This window comes from Nocardioides nematodiphilus (genome assembly GCF_020216525.1).
Lineage (GTDB): Bacteria > Actinomycetota > Actinomycetes > Propionibacteriales > Nocardioidaceae > Nocardioides > Nocardioides nematodiphilus.
On the sequence record NZ_JAIWOY010000005.1, the window covers coordinates 266,086 to 284,215 of the forward strand.

Sequence of the window (18,130 nt, forward strand, 5' to 3'; positions counted from 1 at the left end):
CGGGTGGGCGAGGACTGGCGCGAGCGTCTGCGGGGGAGCGGCTATCGGCTGACCCCGCAGCGCGAGCTCGTCCTCGCTGCCGTGGAGCGGCTGGGTCACGCGACCCCTGAGGAGGTGCTCGCGGTCGTACGCGAGTCCGCGTCGGCGATCAACCTCTCGACCGTCTACCGCAACCTCGAGGTGCTCGAGGAGCTCGGCCTCGTGCGGCACGCGCATCTGTCGGATCGGGTCGCGACGTATCACTCGACGACCGACCACGAGCATTTCCACATCGTGTGCAGGAAGTGTCAGCGTGTCGTCTCTGTTGACCCTGAGGTGGCCGCCTCCTTCGAGGAGCGGCTGCGGACCGAGATGGGTTTCGAGGCGGACCTGGGGCACCTGGTGGTGTTCGGGTCGTGCGTGGAGTGTGAGTCTTCTGATGGTGAGTGAGCTTCTGTCCCTGCCGGGTGCTGTGGCGGCGTCCGGCGCCGATGCCGGTGTGGCGGCGCACTACGGGTCGTTCAACGTCGAGCAGCGCACGCTCGCCTCGGGCGAGGGGTTCGTCGACCTGTCGCACCGCGAGGTCGTCCGGATCGCCGGCCCCGACCGGCTGACCTGGCTGCACTCCCTGACCTCGCAGCACCTCGAGTCGCTGCCAGCCGGGGTGTGGACCGACGCGCTGATCCTGTCGCCGCAGGGCCACATCGAGCACTTCTTCTCCGGCGTCGACGACGGCGAGGCGTTCACCGCGTGGACCGAGCCGGGACACGGCGAGGCGCTGGTGACGTTCCTGGAGCGGATGAAGTTCTGGTCCGACGTGACGATCAGCGCCGAGCCCGACCTGGCCGTCGTGTGGCGGCCGGTGTCGGCCGGATCGACGTCCGGGGGCACGACGTCGTTCATCCCACGCACGTCGTTGCGCGCGTACGTGGACGCGGCCGGTCCGGCCTGCGGCCTGTGGGCGTACGAGGCGCTGCGCATCGAGCGCGGCGAGCCGCGCTTCTTCGTCGACACCGATCACCGGACGATCCCCAACGAGGTCGGCCTGGTGGGGACGCACCTGGACAAGGGGTGCTACCGCGGCCAGGAGACGGTCGCGCGCGTCCACACCCTGGGCCGTCCGCCGCGTCGGCTCGTGCTGCTCCATCTCGACGGCTCGGAGAACCGCCTGCCGGCTGCCGGCACGCCGCTGCTCACCGAGGCGGGCAAGGAGGTCGGCTTCGTCGGCACCTCGGCCCGCCACTTCGAGCTGGGCCCGATCGCGCTCGGTCTCGTCAAGCGCTCTGTGCCGGTGGATGCTCAGCTGTCGGTCGACGGGATGCCGGCGGCGCAGGAGGTCGTGGTCGACCCCGACGTCGGGCTGCACGTGCGGCCACTGCGTTGAGCACCTCCTCGTCGACGAGACCGGTGCGGTCGAACGGCGCCGAGACGGGCGCTCCCCAGATCTTCCAGGGGTAGCCCGGGCCGAGGGTGAGGCGGCGACCTTCGAGGGCGTCGTACCACGGGCCCGGCTCGGTGAGGTGCCAGATCGTGCGATGCCCGTGCATGTTGGTCGTACGGGGGAGACCCTCGAGGTAGTGCTGCCCGGTGATCTCGCCGCCGAACACCACGAAATTGCCGACCGTGGCGATGAACGGGAACGGGCGCGGTGGGCTGCCCTGCGCGGCGATCCAGAGATGGGCGAGCAGCGGAACGTACCAGGGCCCGCAGACCGCTGCGACCTGTTCGGGAAGTGGCGCGTCGATGTGGAAGCTGCGATGTCTCGCGATGCGGCCGATGAAGACCCCGCGTGGGCAGGCGGCCCAGACCTCGTCGTCGCCGAGCTCGGTGGCGTCGGCGAGTTCGAGGAGACGGCGTGCGTCGAAGAGACGCCGCCGGCCGTCCGCGCGGGGTGGCCCGGCGAGACCGGCGGCGAGCACCGCCTCGCCCTGGCGCTGAGGGAGACGGCAGACGGCGCGGAGGAACTCGAGCGACTCCCGGGTGGTCGGGTCGGGCGAGGGACTCATGCGACGGGACGCTACGTCGCCTTCTGCGTCAGCGGTGTGAGCGTCATGTGCCTTGTGGAGATCGCTGCCTCGGCGTCGACTGTGAAGACGATCGGGCCGGTTCTCTCCCGTAAAGGCGACTCGGCGACGGGTATACGGATGAGCACGATCCACGTGCTGCCGCGCGCCTTCTCACGACTGTGCTCGTCTTTATAGGCACCTATACGGATGAGCACAGTCGAAGCCGCCCGCGAGAACGTGCTCGTCTTTATAGGCCCCTATAAAGACGAGCACCATCGGCGGTGCCCGCGATGTGCTCATCTATATACGACGCGCCGCCCCCGTATCCGCAGCCTTGGCGGCGACCGGTCCTGGGCGTCAGTGAGCCGGTGCGCTGCGCTCGTACTGCACGTGCGTGTCGCTGGGCGAGTGGGTGAAGCCGAGCCCCTCGTACAGCGATCGCGCCGGGGTGTTGTCGCCCTCCACGTAGAGCACGACCTCATCGACTCCGAGCGCCCCAAGGTGCTCGAGGCCGGCCAGGGTGACCAGCTTGCCGAGTCCGCGGCCCTGCGCGGCCGGGTCGACGCCGACGACATAGACCTCGCCGTGCGCTGCGTCGTGCTGCTTGGTCCAGTGGAAGGCGAGCAGGCGCCCGGTGTCGGCATCCCATGCCGTGATCAGCCCGTCGGCGGAGAACCACGGCTCGGCCATCCGCTCCTGCAGGCCCTCCAGGCTCAGCGAGCCTTGCTCCGGGTGATGCGCGAAGGCGGCCGCGTTGACCCGCAGCACCTCCCCCTCGTCGCCCGGCCTGAAGCCGCGCACGTCGACCCCCTCCGGCGCCGCGATCCGTGCGGGCAGCGGCGCGGACGTCGGCCGCCGCATCACCCACAGCTCACGCGCCCGCCCCCAGCCATGGGACGCAGCGAGAGCCCGGGCAGCCGGGTGGTCGCCGTGCGACCAGGCCAGGCGCGCCTCCGCCGGAGCCTGCAGCAGCAGCCGCCGCCCCAGACCGGTCCCGCGCTCGTGCGGCATCGCCAGCAGCGAGAGCTCCTCGCCGATGAGCAGCCCGAAGCCCCGCACATCGCCCCACACCTGCACGGTGTCCGGGCGGTTGCGCACGGCCAGTCGGGTCGCCTCATCGAGCGAGGCGACGCCGTCGGCGGCCTCCGCGAGCCGGGCCATGGCCAGTACGTCGATCACGCGCGCGACTCCGGGGACCGGCGGATCAGGACTCGGCAGGGCTCAGCCGGGCGACGTCCTCGACCTGCTCCTGCGTCCGGGCGGCCGGGACGACGAAGCGGTAGCCGACGTTGCGGACCGTGCCGATGAGGGTCTCGTTCTCCGGGCCGAGCTTCGCGCGCAGGCGGCGGATGTGGACGTCGACCGTACGGGTGCCGCCGAAGTAGTCGTAGCCCCAGACCTCCTGGAGCAGCTGCTGGCGGGAGAAGACCCGGCCGGGGTGCTGGGCCAGGAACTTCAGCAGCTCGAACTCCTTGAAGGTCAGATCGAGCATGCGCCCGCCCACCTTCGCGGTGTACGAGGCGTCGTCGACGACGACCTCCCCGGAGCGGATGAGGTGCGCGTCGGGGTCGGCGGCCGCCGACGCGGCGCCGAAACGGCCCAGCGCCAGCCGGATCCGGGCCTCGAGCTCCGCGGGCCCGCAGGTGTGCAGCACGACGTCGTCCATGCCCCAGTCGTGGGCGACGACGGCGAGGCCGCCCTCGGTGACGACGAGCAGGATCGGCATCTCCATGCCGGTCGCGCGCAGCAGCCGGCACAGGTCGCGGGCGTGCGCGAGATCCTGACGGCCGTCGACGAGCAGGAGATCCGCGTCGGGCGCATCGAGGAGAGCGCTAACCTCGGCAGGCAGGACCTTCGTCTGGTGGCCGAGCAGCGCGAGGCCAGGCAGCACCTCGATCGAGGGCTGCAGGGAGCCGGTCAGAAGTAGCAGCGTGCTCATGTTCCTCCAGGTGGAGCCAGAGCGACATCGTAGCGAAAGGCTCAGAGATGACGGCAGGAACGATCACAGTTCGGTACTGGGCGGGCGCCAAGGCGGCCGCGGGTACGGGGGAGGACGTCTTCGCCGTCGACGGCCCGACCACCCTTCGGGAGATCACGATCCGCGCCGTGAACGAGCACCCCGGTACGCGGCTGGCCGACGTCCTCGCCGTGTGTTCAACACTCGTCCAGGACCGTCCGACGGCATCGGAGGATGCGGCAAACGTGCAGGTCAGCCCGGGGGAGACGGTTCAGTTCCTGCCGCCGTTCGCCGGCGGCTGATCGGCCTTGCGTGGTCTAGACCGACAATTTTTTATGTAGCCAGGCGTGTCGTCGTAGTCACAGGCTCGTTGGGGAACCAGACGCACGAACCGGCCCCGGCCGGAGTCCACTCCAACGAAAGGTCCCCGCCATGACCACCACTGCTCCCACGCGGATGCGCTTCGCCGCCCTCGGTCTCAGCACCGCCCTCTCGATCGGCGTGCTCGCGCCCTTCGTCGCCACCGGCTCGGCCGAGGCTGCGGTCTCCTGCACCACGGCGAAGGCGAACTACAACGCCGCCAACGGCCAGCTTCACAAGGACCAGCGCAAGCTGAAGAAGGACAAGAAGAAGCTCCGCAAGGCCAAGAAGGCCCGCAAGTCCGTCGCGGTCATCAAGCACAAGAAGCGCGTCGTCAAGAAGGACAAGCGCCACGTCCGCGCGGACAAGGCTCGCCGGGCTGCGGCTGCCAACGCGCTGCGCACCTGCACCAACCCGACCACGGGCACCCCGCAGGGCACCGCCAACCCGCTGACCGACCTGCTGACCACGCTCACCGGCTCGGGCCTGTCGCCCGCCGCTCTGACCAACGCCCTCAACTCGATCGCCTCGCAGCTCAGCGCGTCGGGTGCTCCGGGTGCGGCTCAGCTGGCCGACGCCATCAAGCAGATCTCGTCTGCCATCTCCTCGGGCTCGTCCTCGATCGACCCGTCGAAGCTGCAGTCGCTGCTGAGCCAGCTGCCCTCGTCGTTCGACCCGGCTGCCTTCCAGGCCGCGCTGACCGCTGCCGTCACCGCCATGCAGGCCTCCCTGAGCAACCCGCCGACCACGGCCAACGGCCTGATCGACGCGATCTTCAACCCGCTCATCGCCGGCTTCTCGCAGTTCGACGCTGCTGACCCGCTGACCGCTGCCCTGCACTCGCTGCAGACCACGCTCGACAACATCCTCATCGGCCTGGGCCTCCCCGGCCTCGGTGGTCTGGGCTCGCTCCCCGGCGCCGGCAGCCTCCCGCTGCCGATCCCCGGCCTGTGATCCAGCGGCCACATCGCTGATCAGCTAGCTCTCTGAACGACCCGCGGGCCGTCCCTCCTCGGAGGGGCGGCCCGCGGTGCATTCACGCCGTACGACCTGCGGAGACGCCGATCGGAACATCCGGTCTAGACCTCCGTGCCGCGCGTCCCCCACAGTCGTTGACCTGTGCATGAAGCGTCCCGCCACTGCCATTGCTGCGAGCGCCGCCCTTCTTGTCGGCGCGTTCGTCCCCCTTGCCTTCTCCAACGACGCCCAGGCGGCGCCCAACTGCACCTCGCAGCTCACCGCTTACCACCACTCCGTCGCGCACGTCGCGAAGGCCAAGAAGAAGGTCAAGCGCGCCCGCAAGGGCGTCGCCAAGGCCGTCGCGCACCGCGCGTCGCCGCGGATCGTCCGGGCCAAGCGCGACACCGTGCACGTCAAGAAGGTCGACCTGCGCTTCGCGAAGATGAGCCGCAACCACTACTACGCGGCGCTCCTCGCCTGCCAGAAGGGCGTGACCACTCCACAGGGCACCGCCAAGCCGGTCCCGACGGGTTCCGCGACGGCGAAGCCGACCTCCACCAGCAGCGCGTCGGCGACCGCCAAGCCGACCAGCACGGCCAGCGCCACCGCCACCTCGACGACCACCACCTCGACGACCACGAACCCCCTGGCGGACCTTCTCGCCCAGCTCGCGGCCGCCTTCAAGGCGGCCGGGGCGCCGCAGCAGCTGATCGACGTGCTCACCCAGCTGCAGACCGCGCTGTCCACGATCCCGGTTCCCGCGGGGATGGACCCGGCGGCGTTCCAGAAGATCCTCACCGACGCCGCGGCGCAGATCCAGGCCGAGCTCGCGGCGGCGGGGAAGAACCCGACCGGCGTCACCGTCCAGACCATCGTCGATGACATCGTCGACCCGATCGTCGCGGGCCTCACCGCAGCCGGCGTCCCGACCCTGCCCGGCGTGCTGACCGGCATCGAGAACACCCTCGACCCGGTTCTCGGCGCCCTGGGTCTCGCCACGCTGACCTCGGCGATCCCGATGCCGAGCGGTGCCCCCGCTCTCCCGGGCGCGTCCTCGGTCCCCGTCCTGGGCGGCCTGCTCGGCGCCCTCGCGGGCCTCGGCGGCTGATCCCTCGAGCGTCCCCCCCCCCCCCGCCGCGGGGGCGGGGCGCCTGCCGCCCTTCTCCCCCCCATCCCCGGGCGGGGCGGGTCGTACGGCTCTCCCCCCCCCGGCCCCAGCGCTGACCGGCCGGGGCGGGAATCTTTACGTTCCCGTCCGAGTTGGAGAACACCGTGGTCGGACTCTGGATCGTGCTCGCTGCCGTCGTGGTGGCCGTGGCCTTCGGCGGCTATCGCGCCCTGACCGACGGCCGCTTCCGCGGGACCCATGAGGTCAAGGGAGCCTCCTCGGATCCGGTGGACGAGGGACGAGAGGCGAGCCTCGAGGCCATCCAGGAGGCTCCGGAGGAGACGACTTGGACCGCGCTGGGTGAGGCCGTCGCCAAGGTTCAGCCGGGGGAGCGCGCCACCCTGGTGCAGTTCTCCAGCGCGTTCTGCGCCCCGTGCCGCGCCACGAAGCGGATCCTCGGCGACGTCGCCGGGGTCGTCCCGGGAGTCGTGCACGTCGAGATCGACGCGGAGCACCACCTCGAGGTCGTCCGGCGACTCGGGGTCCTTCGCACGCCCACCACGCTGATCCTCGACGGCACCGGCCACGAGATCGCACGCGCCGCCGGAGCTCCGCGCAAGCAGCAGGTCCTCAGCGCCCTGCCCTGAGCCCGCCGGTCGAGGCCGAGCCTCAGCGAGATCCCGCGAAGCCGACGATCTCGACGTCCTCGTGGCCCGACGCCAGCCGGGCGCGCTCGACGGCGACCATCTCGGCCATCAGCTCGTCGATGGACGTACGGGGCGTCCAGCCGGTCGCCCGCGTCAGCACGGCGGGGTCGCCGCCGACCGAGGCCGGGTCCTCCGGGCGCGGCGTCCCGCCGCTCTCCACGACGTGGTCGGCCACGGACAGCCCGGCCGCCCGATAGGCCGCGTGCACGAGATCGCGCAGCGGGCGGGTCGCGCCGGTGCAGATGTCGGCATCCAGCGGCTCGGCCAGGCGCAGCAGCAGCGGCATCGCGGCGACGTGATCACGGGCGTGGCCCCAGTCGCGCTCGGCGTCCAGGGCACCCAGGTCGAGCAGCTCGCCGCCCGCGGCGGCGCGGGCGATCCGCCGCGAGACGAAGTGCGCCGGGCGCAGCGGCGACTCATGGTTCGCCAGCCGCCCGCAGACCGCGAACAACCCGGCCGCGCGGGCGTCGTCCACCAGCCCCTCGGCAGCGAGCTTCGAGGAGGCGTACGGGCTCGACGTCCCGGCCTGCACGGAGGAGGCCTGGAAGAAGCGCGTGGCGGGTCGCACGTGCCGGACGGCGGCCAGCATGCCGCCGACGGCGTCGGCGTTCACCGAGGCCGTCCCCTGCGGGTCGTCCCACGAGTGCGCCACCGATGACAGGGCGGCCAGGTTGTAGACCTCGTCGATGCGGTGGGCGCGCAGCAGCGCCGCGAACCCCGCGGTGTCGGTGATGTCCAGCTGCACCGGGGTGATGAGCGGATGCGCGAGGTACCCGTCCCGGGAGGACGTCTCCAGCCGCCCGGCGAGCACCCGCACGCCCGCCTGCGCCAGCTGGCGGCACAGGTACAGGCCGTCCTGGCCGGTCGCGCCGGTGACCAGCGCCAGCGTCACGGGATCAGCCCTGGAGCAGCGCGATGTCGGTATCGACCATCAGTCCGGCCAGCTGGCGCACCGTGGTCGTCGCCTTCCAGCCCAGCTCCGCGGCAGCGCGGCTGGCGTCGCCGAGCAGCTCGGGGACCTCGCTGGGCCGCTCGAAGCGGGCGTCGGTCTCGACGTGCTCGCGCCAGTCGAGCCCGACGTGGGAGAAGGCCATCTCGGCGAAGTCGCGCACCGTCGTCCCGACGCCGGTCGCCAGCACGTAGTCGCCGGGGACGTCCTGCTGCAGCATCCGCCACATGCCCTCGACGTACTCCTTGGCGTAGCCCCAGTCCCGGACGGCGTCCAGGTTGCCCAGCGTCACCGACGTGGCGCGGCCAGCGGTGATCGCGGCGACCGCGCGGGTGATCTTGCGGGTCACGAACGACTCCCCGCGCCGCGGGGACTCGTGGTTGAACAGGATCCCCGAGACGGCGTAGAGGTCGTACGCCTCCCGGTAGTTGATCGTCGCCCAGTGCGCGTGCAGCTTCGCGGCGCCGTACGGGGAGCGGGGGTGGAAGTGCGTGTCCTCGTGCTGCGGCGGCGGGGTCAGGCCGAACATCTCGGAGGTCGACGCCTGATAGAAGCGCGCCTCGGGGGCGTTCTGCCGCAGCGCCTCGAGCAACCGGATCGCGCCCATGGCGTCGGCCGAGGCGGTGTACTCCGGCATCTCGAAGCTGACCGCCACATGCGACTGGGCCGCGAGGTTGTAGACCTCGTCGGGCCGGGACTCGCGCACCACGTTGATCAGCGACGTCGAGTCGGTCATGTCGCCGTAGTGCAGCGTCAGCCGGCCCTGGTTCGCCGGGTCCAGATAGATCGGGTCGATGCGTCCCCGGTTGAAGCTGGAGCTGCGCCGGACCAGGCCATGCACCTCGTACCCCTTCTCGAGCAGGAGCTCGGCCAGATAGGAGCCGTCCTGCCCGGTGATGCCGGTGATGAGCGCGCGCTTGGTCATCCGCGCATCCTAGGACATCCCAAGGCGTGGACAGCGATCCCACTATGCGAGACGCGAGTTTCGCTCCCGACGTAAAGCCCCCTACCGTTGCCGTCATGATCTCGACCATGCTGACCAAGCGCCGCGCAGTGGACCACTGCCGCGTGCGCTCGTCGCTGTGTCGAATGTCCATGCGCTGACGGCCGCCGTCTGCCCGCTCCAGGTGAGCGCGATGCCGGCCGTCCCATGTCGACCGTCATCCCGCATCTCGTTCCCGGAGCACTCATGTCTGCCACCACGGCACCCGCCAGCGCCACCGACGCCCAGCACCGTCAGGGCATCGACCCGCGCGGCCCGCAGTTCACCGCCGCGATCACGGCGGTCGTGCTCATCGCGGTCCTGCTGCTGCCGCCGTTCGTGGCCGGCGTGCTGACCGCCGTGCAGGCCGTCCTCTTCGCGATCGGCGCCGCCCGCGGCGTGCAGCACACGGTGCACGCGGCGCTCTTCAAGCGCTTCGTGCGTCCGCTGCTGGCGGCTCCGAGCGAGCTCGAGGACCCGGCTCCGCCGCGGTTCGCCCAGGCCGTCGGCCTCGCCTTCACCGCCGTCGCCCTCATCGGGTACGCGACCGGTCTGACCCTCCTGGGCCAGATCGCGATCGGCTTCGCCCTCGTGGCCGCCCTGCTCAACGCGATCTTCCGGTTCTGTCTCGGCTGCGAGATGTACCTGCTGATGAAGCGCGTCACCCCCCAGACCACCTGACACCACACAAGTTTCAAATAATCCGAAAGGCAGAACCAGATGACCCGCGAGAACTCGCTCGTCTCCGCCCAGTGGGTGGAGGAGAACCTCGACAACGCCAAGGTCGTGCTGATCGAGGTCGACGAGGACACGTCCGCCTACGACAAGAGCCACATCAAGGGCGCGATCAAGCTCGACTGGACGACCGACCTGCAGGACCAGGTCCGTCGTGACTTCCTCAACAAGGCCCAGTTCGAGGCGCTCCTGAGCAGCCGCGGTGTCGCCAACGACGACACCGTCGTCCTCTACGGCGGCAACAACAACTGGTTCGCCGCGTACGCCTACTGGTACTTCAAGCTCTACGGCCACCAGGACGTCAAGCTCCTCGACGGCGGCCGCAAGAAGTGGGAGCTCGACTCCCGCGAGCTGACCAGCGAGCTCCCGACCCGCCCGGCGACCACGTACGTGGCCCAGGAGCAGGACACGTCCCTGCGTGCCTTCCGCGACGACGTCCTCGCCGCGATCGGCACTCAGAACCTCGTCGACGTCCGCAGCCCCGACGAGTTCGCCGGCCGCCTCCTCGCCCCGGCCCACCTCCCGCAGGAGCAGGCCCAGCGCGCGGGTCACATCCCCACCTCGGTCAACGTCCCGTGGAGCAAGAACGCCAACGACGACGGCACCTTCAAGTCCGACGCCGAGCTCAAGGCGCTCTACGACGAGGTCGGCTTCGACACGACCAAGGACACCATCGCGCTGTGCCGCATCGGTGAGCGCTCCTCGCTCACCTGGTTCGTCCTGCACGAGCTCCTGGGCCAGGAGAACGTCAAGAACTACGACGGCTCCTGGACCGAGTACGGCAGCCTGGTCGGCGTCCCGGTCGTCCTCGGCGACGAGCCCGGAACGGTTGACGCCTGATGTGCGGCGCGACCCAGGGCGGGCTGAGCCTCGACGGCGTCAACGTCGCGAAGGAGGCCGTCATCCAGGGCCAGGTCCTGCGCGACGGCGAGCCGGTCGGCTCGGCGTACGTCCGCCTGCTCGACACGTCCGGTGAGTTCACCGCCGAGGTCCCGACCTCCGCGTCCGGTCACTTCCGGTTCTTCGCCGGCGAGGGATCGTGGACCCTGCGCACCCTGGCCCCGAAGGCCGACCCGGTCGACCGCGAGGTCGTCGCCCAGATCGGCTCCGTCGCCGAGCTGACGATCAACATCTGATCCACCCGCCAGCGGCCCGCTCCGACTTCAGTCGGGGTGGGCCGCTGTGTTGTGTCATTGCTCGTCGAGCAGGCCGAGCAGGTAGCTGCCGTACCCGCTCTTGAGCAGCGGCTGGGCGAGCCGCTCGAGGTCGGCGTCACTGAGCCAGCCCATCCGCCACGCGACCTCCTCGGGCGCGCCGATCTTGGTGCCCTGGCGCGTCTCGATCGCCCGGATGTAGTCGGCGGCCGCGTTGAGGTCGTCCACGGTGCCGGTGTCGAGCCAGGCCGAGCCCCGGGGGAGGACCTCGACCTGCAGGCGGCCGGCCTCGAGGTAGATCCGGTTGAGATCGGTGATCTCCAGCTCGCCGCGCGCGCTCGGCGTCAGCGTGCGGGCGTGGCCGACCACGGACCCGTCGTAGAAGTACAGGCCCGGCACCGCGTACGGGCTCTTGGGGCTGCTGGGCTTCTCCTCCAGCGAGATCGCCTTGTGGGCGGCGTCGAACTCGACCACGCCGTACGAGCTCGGGTCGCTCACCCGGTAGCCGAAGATGGCGGCGCCCTCGAGCTGCTCGAAGCGGCGCAGCTGGTTGCCCAGGCCGTATCCGTAGAAGAGGTTGTCGCCGAGGACGAGACCGACCCGCTCGTCGCCGTCGTCCTCGAGGAAGCCGCAGTCGGCGGCGATGGTGAACGCCTGCGCCAGGCCGTCGGGCGAGGGCTGCTGCTCGAAGGTGAGGTTGACCCCGAGCTGGCTGCCGTCGCCGAGCAGACGCTCGAAGGCGGGGGCGTCGTGCGGCGTCGTGATCACCAGGATGTCCCGGATCCCGGCCAGCATCAGCGTGGAGAGCGGGTAGTAGATCATCGGCTTGTCGTACACCGGCATCAGCTGCTTGCTCACCGCGAGCGTGATGGGGTGCAGACGCGAGCCGGTGCCACCGGCGAGGATGATGCCCTTCACAGCGCGAAACCCTACTCACGTCGGGTGCATCGATAGGGTTTCCGCGTGGACCGCATCCTTGTCACCGGTGGCGCCGGCTTCATCGGCTCCAACTTCGTGCACCATCTCGTCGCGCGCACCGACGCCCGGATCACGGTGCTGGACAAGATGACGTACGCCGCCTCGCGCGAGGCCCTGGCGGCGCTGCCCGCGGAGCGGGTGAGCCTGGTGGTCGGGGACATCGCCGACGCCGCGGTCGTCGACCCGCTGGTCGCGGCGGCCGACGCCGTCGTCCACTTCGCCGCCGAGTCGCACAACGACAACTCGCTGCAGGACCCGTCGCCGTTCGTGCAGACCAACCTGGTCGGCACGTTCACGCTGCTCGAGGCGGTCCGGCGCCACGACGTGCGCTACCACCACATCTCCACCGACGAGGTCTACGGCGACCTCGAGCTGGACGACCCGGCGCGGTTCACCGAGGCGACCGCGTACAACCCCTCCTCGCCGTACTCCTCGACCAAGGCCGGCTCCGACCTCCTGGTCCGCGCCTGGGTGCGCTCCTTCGGGGTGCGGGCGACGATCTCGAACTGCTCCAACAACTACGGGCCCTGGCAGCACATCGAGAAGTTCATCCCGCGCCAGATCACCAACCTGATCGACGGTGTGCGTCCGCGCCTCTACGGTGCCGGCCTCAACGTCCGCGACTGGATCCACGCCGAGGACCACTCCTCGGCGGTACTGCGCATCCTCGAGCGCGGGGCGATCGGCGAGACGTACCTGATCGGCGCCGACGGCGAGAGGAACAACCTCGAGACCGTCCGGCTCATCCTGCGCCTGATGGGTCACGACGAGAACGACTTCGACCACGTCAACGATCGCGCGGGCCACGACCTGCGCTACGCGATCGACTCCACCAAGCTGCGCACCGAGCTCGGCTGGGCGCCGTCGTTCCAGGACTTCGAGGCCGGGATGGCCGCGACCATCGACTGGTACCGCGCCAACGAGGCGTGGTGGCGCCCGAAGAAGGACGCCGTCGAGGCCGCCTACCTCGCGAAGGGCCAGTGACGGTGGCCGAGGTGCCGATTCCCGGCCTGGTCGTCCTCGACATCCCGCTGCACGGTGACGCGCGCGGCTGGTTCAAGGAGAACTGGCAACGCGAGAAGCACATCGCCCAGGGCCTGCCGGACTTCGGGCCGGTGCAGAACAACATGTCCTACAACGCCTCGCGCGGCGCCACCCGAGGGATCCACGCCGAGCCCTGGGACAAGCTGGTCTCGGTGGCCACCGGGCGCGTCTTCGCCGCCTGGGTGGATCTGCGCGAGGGCCCGTCCTTCGGGGCGACGTACTGGACGGAGATCGGCCCGGACAAGGCGGTCTTCGTGCCGCGTGGCGTCGGCAACTCCTACCAGGCACTCGAGGACGACACCGTCTACTCGTACCTGGTGAACGACCACTGGCGCCCCGGCATCGCCTATCCCGCGGTGTCGCTGTCGGATCCGACCGCGGCGATCCCATGGCCGCTCGACCTGTCCTCTGACGAGGTGGAGATCTCGGAGAAGGACCGCGCCAACCCCCTGCTGGCCGACGTGACGCCGATGGCGCCGCGCAGGACGCTGATCATCGGCGCCCACGGCCAGCTCGGCCGGGCGCTCGTCGCTGCCTTCCCGGGCGCCGAGGCGGTCGGACGCCTCGACCTGGACTCGGTGTCGTGGCGCGACTACGACCTGGTGCTCAACGCGGCCGCCTGGACGGCCGTGGACGCTGCTGAGACCCCCGAGGGCCGGCTCGGGGCCTGGCAGGCCAACGCCGCCCTGCCGGCGGCCCTGGCGCGGATCGCGACCGATCACCGGCTGACGCTGGTGCACGTCTCCTCGGACTACGTCTTCGACGGGACCGCCGTCGAGCACGCTGAGGACGAGCCGTTCGCGCCCCTGGGCGTCTACGGCCAGTCCAAGGCCGCCGGCGACCTCGCGGTCGCCACGGCGCCGCGGCACTACGTCGTCCGTACGTCGTGGGTGATCGGCGAGGGCACCAACTTCGTCCGCACGATGGCGGCACTCGCCGAGCGCGGCGTCGCTCCGTCCGTCGTCGCCGACCAGGTCGGCCGGCTGACGTTCACCTCGACGCTGGCCGCCGCGATCAAGCACCTGGTGGCGTCACAGGCGCCGTACGGGACCTACAACGTCACGAACGCCGGCGAGCCGCTGTCGTGGCAGGAGATCGCCGCCGAGGTCTTCGAGCTCTCCGGCCGCTCGCGCGACGACGTGACGCCGGTGACGACCGAGGCCTACTTCGCCGACGCGATCGCGGCCGGCAAGCCGATCAGCCCCCGGCCCCGCAACTCCGCGCTGGCCCTCGCCAAGCTCCGCGCCACCGGCTTCGAGCCGGAGGACCAGCGGGAGATGCTGCGCAGGTACCTGGCTCAGCCGCTGCGCTGATCGACGGCTCAGCCGTAGTGGCAGACGTAGTCGAGGAGCTCGGTGACCTCGATGTCGAAGCTGCTGTCGCCCGCGACGGAGAACTGCGCGCCCGCGGCGTAGGTCTGGCCGGCGACGGTGCACGAGCCGGCCTGGATCTCCATGACCTCGGGCGCACCGGTCGTGAACGTGTAGGTGCCCGGGAAGATCACGCCCGCGCTCTTCTTCGTGCCGTCGGCCAGGGTGAACGAGTGGCTCACGCACTTGCCGTCGAAGTAGACGTTGGCGGTGGTGGCGAGGGAGACGTTGTCGTAGGTCACCGCTGAATTAAACAGCGACGAGCGCCTACCGGACATTCGGTATCCCTGCCCCGCTGGACCATCGCGCACGCGACGTCGCGATTCACTCGCCGCATGGGCACCAGCAGCGAGCCGGTCGACGTCACGGGGCTGCTTCCTGCGGAGGCACAGGCGGGCGGTGTGCTCGCTGACGCGGAGGTCGATGCGGCCATCGCCGCAGTGCTGCGCCTCTGGCTGGTCGAGGACGATGCCTGAGGACACCGTGCGGTCGCGTCTGCCGCGAGACGACGACCAAGGTCGCCGCAGCGCGCTCCTTGCGATCGGGATCCTCCTGGCTCTCTTCGTCATCCTCGTGTCTGTCGTCTGGATCCGTCTGCTCCGCTGACCGCCGGGATGGTGTCTCCCGACCACCCTCCGGAACCTTCGGACGGGTCGGGCAACGTGCGGGTCGGCGCACCGGAAAGAACCGCCCCGCCTCCCTGAGGGAGGCGGGGCGGTTCCATGCGTGGTGCGTGCGCCGTGCTCAGCCGTTGATCATGCCCGCGCCGACGGTGACACCGGTCGCCTCGTCGATCAGGATGAACGACCCGGTGGTGCGGTTCTTCGAGTACGGGTCGGCGAGCAGCGGCACCGTGGTGCGCAGCTGGACGCGGCCGATCTCGTTGAGACCGAGCTCCTTGGTGTCGTTGTCGCGGTGCAGCGTGTTGACGTCCAGGCGGTACTGGATGTCCTTGACCAGCGCACGCCCCGTACGGGTGGTGTGCTTGATCGCCAGCTTCTGCCGCGGCTGCAGCGGGGCGTTGGTCATCCAGCAGACCATCGCGTCGATGTCCTGGGTCGGAGTCGGCGCGTTCTTCACGCGGGCGATCATGTCGCCGCGCGAGACGTCCACGTCGTCCTCGAGCCGGATGGTGACCGACATCGGCGGGAACGCCTCGTCGATCTCCTTGTCGAACACGTCGATGCTCGAGATCTTCGAGGTCATGCCGGAGGGCAGGACGATGACCTCGTCGCCCTTCTTGAAGACGCCGCCCGCGATCTGGCCCGCGTAGCCGCGGTAGTCGTGGTAGGCGTCGTTCTGGGGCCGGATGACGTACTGGACCGGGAAGCGGGCGTCGACCAGGTCCCGGTCGGAGGCGACGTGGACGTGCTCCAGGTGGTGCATCAGCGTCGGGCCGGAGTACCAGGGCATGTTCTGCGAGCGGTCCACGACGTTGTCGCCGGCCAGCGCCGAGATCGGGATGACCTCGAGGTCGGGGACGTTGAGCTTCGTCGCGAACTGGGTGAACTCGGCCTGGATCTTGTCGTAGACCTCCTGCGACCAGTCCACGAGGTCCATCTTGTTGATGCACAGGACCAGGTGGGGGACCCGCAGCAGCGAGAGCAGGACGGCGTGACGGCGGGACTGCTCGGTGAGGCCGTGGCGCGCGTCGACCAGGACGAGGCCCAGGTCGGCGGTGGAGGCACCGGTGACCATGTTGCGGGTGTACTGCACGTGCCCCGGGGTGTCCGCGATGATGAACTTGCGGTTCGGGGTCGCGAAGTAGCGGTACGCGACGTCGATCGTGATGCCCTGCTCGCGCTCGGAGCGCAGGCCGTCGGTCAGCAGGGAGAGGTCGACGTAGGAGTGACCCTTCTGCTCCGAGGTCCGCTCGACCGCCTCGAGCTGGTCGGCGAAGATCGACTTGGAGTCGAAGAGCAGCCGGCCGATGAGGGTCGACTTGCCGTCGTCGACGGAGCCGGCCGTGGCGAAGCGCAGGAGGTCCATCTGGCGCTCCGCCTTCTTCTCGTCAGTGCTGCCCATCAGAAGTAGCCTTCCTTCTTGCGGTCTTCCATGGCGGCCTCGGAGAACTTGTCGTCACCACGGGTGGCGCCGCGCTCGGTGACCCGGGCGACCGACACCTCCGCGATGATCTCCTCGATGGTCGAGGCGGTGCTCTCGACGCAACCGGTCAAGGTGATGTCACCGCAGGTGCGGAAGCGGACGCTGCGCTCCTCGGCGACCTCGCCCTCACGGCACGGGTTGAGCGGGGTCTCGGTCATGAGCATGCCGTCGCGCTCGAAGACGCGACGCTGGTGGGCGAAGTAGATCGAGGGGATCTCGATCTCCTCGCGGCCGATGTAGTCCCACACGTCCAGCTCGGTCCAGTTGGAGATCGGGAAGATCCGCATGTGCTCGCCCTCGTGCAGGCGGCCGTTGTAGAGCGACCACAGCTCGGGGCGCTGCATCTTCGGGTCCCACTGGCCGAACTCGTCGCGGTGGGAGTAGACGCGCTCCTTGGCGCGGGCCTTCTCCTCGTCGCGGCGACCGCCGCCGAAGGCGGCGGTGAAGCCGTTCTCCTCGATGGCGTTGAGCAGCGTCGGGATCTGCAGGCGGTTGCGGCTGATCTTCGCGGCGTCGGGGATGATGCCGTTCTTGATCGCGTCGTCGATGGAGGCGACCACGAGGTTGATGCCGAGACGCTCGACCCAGCGGTCGCGGGTCTCCATCACCTCGGGGAAGTCGAGCCCGGTGTCGACCTGCAGGATCGAGAACGGGATCTTGGCAGGGTAGAACGCCTTCTCCGCCAGGCGGAGCATGACGATCGAGTCCTTGCCGCCGCTGAACATCAGGACCGGCTTCTCGAACTCGGCGGCGACCTCACGGAAGATGTGGATCGATTCCGCCTCCAACTGGTCGAGCTGACTCAGCCGGTAGTCGGTATGGGTGGACGTCATGGCGGGCACTCTAGCCCGGCGCCTTCGGGCCGGGACATCTCAGATGACCGTTTTTCACGAGTCGCGACTGTTCACGAATCATGAACGGCTGGTTATTGTGAACGCATGAGCAGCGAGACCGAGCTGGTGGAGGGCGCGCAGGCGACGCTCGAGGGCTGGGGCGTCGACTGCACGATCCGGTACGAGCGCTCGCCGCTGGTCCGCGCCGACGCGACCCTTGCGCTGCGGTGGGGCGGCGCTCGACAGCGCTTCGCCGTGCACGCGTTCTCCTCGGTGCGGCTCGCGGCCGTCCTCGCCGCCTCGGGGGAGTCCTCGCTGCCGGTGCTCGTCGTGGCGCCGTGGATCTCACCGCGGATGGGCGCACAGCTCCAGGCCCTCGGGATCGCGTACGTCGACTCGGTCGGGAACGCGTCCCTGCGCTTCGGCACCGTGTTCGTGGAGGTGACCGGCCGCAAGCGCCCGCGTGCCGGGACGGCCTCGCCCGGCGGCTCGGCCTCCTCGGCGGTCGGTGGGCGCATCGAGACCACGTCCCGATCCGGCCGGCTCCTCACCCCCGCCAACCGCAAGGTCGTCGCCGCGCTCGTCGGGGACCCGTCACTGGAGACCGCCCCGCTGCGCGAGGTGGCTGCCGCGGCGGGCGTGTCGGTCGGCCAGGCCCACAAGACGGTCGCGCTGCTCGCGTCGGCCGGGTACCACCGCGACCACCTGGACGACGCCCGGCGCGAGTCGCTGAGGGGCGTACTGGACGCCGTGGGTGCTCTCGAGGATTAGTCGGCTGTTCACGTGACGTCTGCGGAGAGGCCGACGAGGTCTCGTCCTCGCTCGTCACCGTCGAACCATGAGGATCGCTGTCGTCGGGACCGGGTACGTCGGACTCTCCCTGGCCGTGCTGCTCGCGCAGC

General features: G+C 70.1%; 22 protein-coding genes. 13 read left to right on the top strand and 9 right to left on the bottom strand.

Annotated features, from left to right (window positions below):
- The first annotated feature begins 3 nt into the window (after positions 1-3).
- Positions 4-429 carry a Fur family transcriptional regulator gene (locus KSO98_RS11185; protein WP_225285644.1) on the top strand — a complete coding sequence of 142 codons (426 nt, stop codon included), beginning with the start codon at positions 4-6 and terminating at the stop codon, positions 427-429.
- The gene (gene ygfZ, locus KSO98_RS11190) at positions 419-1,363 is read left to right on the top strand and encodes a CAF17-like 4Fe-4S cluster assembly/insertion protein YgfZ (RefSeq protein ID WP_225285645.1); all 945 of its coding nucleotides are present in this window, start codon (positions 419-421) and stop codon (positions 1,361-1,363) included. Before KSO98_RS11185 ends, ygfZ begins: the two co-directional genes overlap by 11 nt.
- On the opposite strand, the gene KSO98_RS11195 is transcribed toward ygfZ, so the two are convergent.
- The 3 genes from KSO98_RS11195 to KSO98_RS11205 form a co-directional block, all read right to left on the bottom strand.
- The gene (locus tag KSO98_RS11195; protein WP_225285646.1) at positions 1,254-1,985 is read right to left on the bottom strand and encodes a hypothetical protein; all 732 of its coding nucleotides are present in this window, start codon (positions 1,983-1,985) and stop codon (positions 1,254-1,256) included. The two genes, ygfZ and KSO98_RS11195, sit on opposite strands and share 110 nt — an antisense overlap.
- Positions 1,986-2,342: 357 nt before the next feature.
- On the bottom strand, positions 2,343-3,164 hold the full coding sequence (gene mshD, locus KSO98_RS11200) for a mycothiol synthase (RefSeq protein WP_225285647.1): 822 nt from the start codon (positions 3,162-3,164) through the stop codon (positions 2,343-2,345).
- Between the two features lie 25 nt (positions 3,165-3,189).
- A complete protein-coding gene (locus KSO98_RS11205; protein WP_225285648.1) occupies positions 3,190-3,924 on the bottom strand; it encodes a winged helix-turn-helix transcriptional regulator in 735 nt (244 codons plus the stop codon).
- Between the two features lie 47 nt (positions 3,925-3,971).
- On the opposite strand from KSO98_RS11205, the gene KSO98_RS11210 reads away from it, so the two are divergent.
- The 4 genes from KSO98_RS11210 to KSO98_RS11225 all read left to right on the top strand — a co-directional run bounded on the left by KSO98_RS11210 (position 3,972) and on the right by KSO98_RS11225 (position 7,017).
- On the top strand, positions 3,972-4,244 hold the full coding sequence (locus KSO98_RS11210; RefSeq protein ID WP_225285650.1) for a ubiquitin family protein: 273 nt from the start codon (positions 3,972-3,974) through the stop codon (positions 4,242-4,244).
- A 130-nt stretch (positions 4,245-4,374) separates the two neighbouring features.
- A complete protein-coding gene (locus tag KSO98_RS11215) occupies positions 4,375-5,256 on the top strand; it encodes a hypothetical protein (RefSeq protein WP_225285651.1) in 882 nt (293 codons plus the stop codon).
- A gap of 169 nt (positions 5,257-5,425) precedes the next feature.
- Positions 5,426-6,370 carry a hypothetical protein gene (locus KSO98_RS11220; protein ID WP_225285652.1) on the top strand — a complete coding sequence of 315 codons (945 nt, stop codon included), beginning with the start codon at positions 5,426-5,428 and terminating at the stop codon, positions 6,368-6,370.
- 164 nt (positions 6,371-6,534) lie between these two features.
- Positions 6,535-7,017, top strand: a complete 483-nt coding sequence (locus KSO98_RS11225; RefSeq protein WP_225285653.1) for a thioredoxin family protein — start codon at positions 6,535-6,537, stop codon at positions 7,015-7,017.
- A 22-nt stretch (positions 7,018-7,039) separates the two neighbouring features.
- Here KSO98_RS11225 and KSO98_RS11230 read toward each other — a convergent pair whose 3' ends face one another.
- Both KSO98_RS11230 and gmd read right to left on the bottom strand, forming a co-directional pair.
- Complete coding sequence (locus KSO98_RS11230; protein WP_225285654.1) at positions 7,040-7,969, bottom strand: GDP-mannose 4,6-dehydratase; 930 nt, start codon at positions 7,967-7,969, stop codon at positions 7,040-7,042.
- A 4-nt stretch (positions 7,970-7,973) separates the two neighbouring features.
- Positions 7,974-8,951 (bottom strand): GDP-mannose 4,6-dehydratase, encoded by a 978-nt coding sequence (gene gmd, locus KSO98_RS11235; RefSeq protein ID WP_225285655.1) that lies wholly within the window; start codon positions 8,949-8,951, stop codon positions 7,974-7,976.
- 264 nt (positions 8,952-9,215) lie between these two features.
- On the opposite strand from gmd, the gene KSO98_RS11240 reads away from it, so the two are divergent.
- The 3 genes from KSO98_RS11240 to KSO98_RS11250 are packed head-to-tail and all read left to right on the top strand — an operon-like array spanning position 9,216 to position 10,879.
- Positions 9,216-9,689 carry a DUF4395 domain-containing protein gene (locus KSO98_RS11240; RefSeq protein ID WP_225285656.1) on the top strand — a complete coding sequence of 158 codons (474 nt, stop codon included), beginning with the start codon at positions 9,216-9,218 and terminating at the stop codon, positions 9,687-9,689.
- A gap of 39 nt (positions 9,690-9,728) precedes the next feature.
- Positions 9,729-10,583: a sulfurtransferase gene (locus KSO98_RS11245; RefSeq protein WP_225285657.1), complete on the top strand. Its 855-nt coding sequence runs from the start codon at positions 9,729-9,731 to the stop codon at positions 10,581-10,583.
- Positions 10,583-10,879 carry a DUF1416 domain-containing protein gene (locus KSO98_RS11250; protein ID WP_225285658.1) on the top strand — a complete coding sequence of 99 codons (297 nt, stop codon included), beginning with the start codon at positions 10,583-10,585 and terminating at the stop codon, positions 10,877-10,879. Before KSO98_RS11245 ends, KSO98_RS11250 begins: the two co-directional genes overlap by 1 nt.
- A gap of 54 nt (positions 10,880-10,933) precedes the next feature.
- On the opposite strand, the gene rfbA is transcribed toward KSO98_RS11250, so the two are convergent.
- Positions 10,934-11,815 carry a glucose-1-phosphate thymidylyltransferase RfbA gene (gene rfbA, locus KSO98_RS11255; protein WP_225285659.1) on the bottom strand — a complete coding sequence of 294 codons (882 nt, stop codon included), beginning with the start codon at positions 11,813-11,815 and terminating at the stop codon, positions 10,934-10,936.
- A 45-nt stretch (positions 11,816-11,860) separates the two neighbouring features.
- On the opposite strand from rfbA, the gene rfbB reads away from it, so the two are divergent.
- The gene (gene rfbB, locus KSO98_RS11260) at positions 11,861-12,859 is read left to right on the top strand and encodes a dTDP-glucose 4,6-dehydratase (RefSeq protein WP_225285660.1); all 999 of its coding nucleotides are present in this window, start codon (positions 11,861-11,863) and stop codon (positions 12,857-12,859) included.
- Positions 12,860-12,870: 11 nt separating this feature from the next.
- Positions 12,871-14,232, top strand: coding sequence for a sugar nucleotide-binding protein (locus KSO98_RS11265; protein WP_225285662.1), 1,362 nt, complete (start codon positions 12,871-12,873; stop codon positions 14,230-14,232).
- 8 nt (positions 14,233-14,240) lie between these two features.
- Here KSO98_RS11265 and ppnP read toward each other — a convergent pair whose 3' ends face one another.
- Complete coding sequence (ppnP, locus tag KSO98_RS11270; RefSeq protein WP_225285664.1) at positions 14,241-14,531, bottom strand: pyrimidine/purine nucleoside phosphorylase; 291 nt, start codon at positions 14,529-14,531, stop codon at positions 14,241-14,243.
- 93 nt (positions 14,532-14,624) lie between these two features.
- Here ppnP and KSO98_RS11275 point away from each other — a divergent pair, with 93 nt between their 5' ends.
- Positions 14,625-14,765, top strand: a complete 141-nt coding sequence (locus KSO98_RS11275) for a hypothetical protein (RefSeq protein ID WP_225285666.1) — start codon at positions 14,625-14,627, stop codon at positions 14,763-14,765.
- A gap of 268 nt (positions 14,766-15,033) precedes the next feature.
- On the opposite strand, the gene KSO98_RS11280 is transcribed toward KSO98_RS11275, so the two are convergent.
- Both KSO98_RS11280 and cysD read right to left on the bottom strand, forming a co-directional pair.
- Complete coding sequence (locus KSO98_RS11280; protein ID WP_225285669.1) at positions 15,034-16,314, bottom strand: sulfate adenylyltransferase subunit 1; 1,281 nt, start codon at positions 16,312-16,314, stop codon at positions 15,034-15,036.
- A complete protein-coding gene (gene cysD, locus KSO98_RS11285; RefSeq protein WP_225285671.1) occupies positions 16,314-17,228 on the bottom strand; it encodes a sulfate adenylyltransferase subunit CysD in 915 nt (304 codons plus the stop codon). The genes KSO98_RS11280 and cysD overlap by 1 nt, the downstream gene beginning before the upstream one ends.
- Positions 17,229-17,333: 105 nt before the next feature.
- On the opposite strand from cysD, the gene KSO98_RS11290 reads away from it, so the two are divergent.
- The gene (locus KSO98_RS11290; RefSeq protein WP_225285673.1) at positions 17,334-17,999 is read left to right on the top strand and encodes a hypothetical protein; all 666 of its coding nucleotides are present in this window, start codon (positions 17,334-17,336) and stop codon (positions 17,997-17,999) included.
- The last annotated feature ends 131 nt before the right edge of the window (positions 18,000-18,130 follow it).

Excerpts from the sequence above, each read along its gene's own strand:
- ygfZ (WP_225285645.1), top strand. The coding sequence starts at position 419 with ATGGTGAGTGAGCTTCTGTCCCTGCCGGGTGCTGTGGCGGCGTCCGGC.
- KSO98_RS11195 (WP_225285646.1), bottom strand. The coding sequence starts at position 1,985 with ATGAGTCCCTCGCCCGACCCGACCACCCGGGAGTCGCTCGAGTTCCTC.
- KSO98_RS11205 (WP_225285648.1), bottom strand. The coding sequence starts at position 3,924 with ATGAGCACGCTGCTACTTCTGACCGGCTCCCTGCAGCCCTCGATCGAG.
- KSO98_RS11210 (WP_225285650.1), top strand. The coding sequence starts at position 3,972 with ATGACGGCAGGAACGATCACAGTTCGGTACTGGGCGGGCGCCAAGGCG.
- KSO98_RS11215 (WP_225285651.1), top strand. The coding sequence starts at position 4,375 with ATGACCACCACTGCTCCCACGCGGATGCGCTTCGCCGCCCTCGGTCTC.
- KSO98_RS11220 (WP_225285652.1), top strand. The coding sequence starts at position 5,426 with ATGAAGCGTCCCGCCACTGCCATTGCTGCGAGCGCCGCCCTTCTTGTC.
- gmd (WP_225285655.1), bottom strand. The coding sequence starts at position 8,951 with ATGACCAAGCGCGCGCTCATCACCGGCATCACCGGGCAGGACGGCTCC.
- KSO98_RS11240 (WP_225285656.1), top strand. The coding sequence starts at position 9,216 with ATGTCTGCCACCACGGCACCCGCCAGCGCCACCGACGCCCAGCACCGT.
- KSO98_RS11245 (WP_225285657.1), top strand. The coding sequence starts at position 9,729 with ATGACCCGCGAGAACTCGCTCGTCTCCGCCCAGTGGGTGGAGGAGAAC.
- KSO98_RS11250 (WP_225285658.1), top strand. The coding sequence starts at position 10,583 with ATGTGCGGCGCGACCCAGGGCGGGCTGAGCCTCGACGGCGTCAACGTC.
- KSO98_RS11275 (WP_225285666.1), top strand. The coding sequence starts at position 14,625 with ATGGGCACCAGCAGCGAGCCGGTCGACGTCACGGGGCTGCTTCCTGCG.
- KSO98_RS11280 (WP_225285669.1), bottom strand. The coding sequence starts at position 16,314 with ATGGGCAGCACTGACGAGAAGAAGGCGGAGCGCCAGATGGACCTCCTG.
- cysD (WP_225285671.1), bottom strand. The coding sequence starts at position 17,228 with ATGACGTCCACCCATACCGACTACCGGCTGAGTCAGCTCGACCAGTTG.
- KSO98_RS11290 (WP_225285673.1), top strand. The coding sequence starts at position 17,334 with ATGAGCAGCGAGACCGAGCTGGTGGAGGGCGCGCAGGCGACGCTCGAG.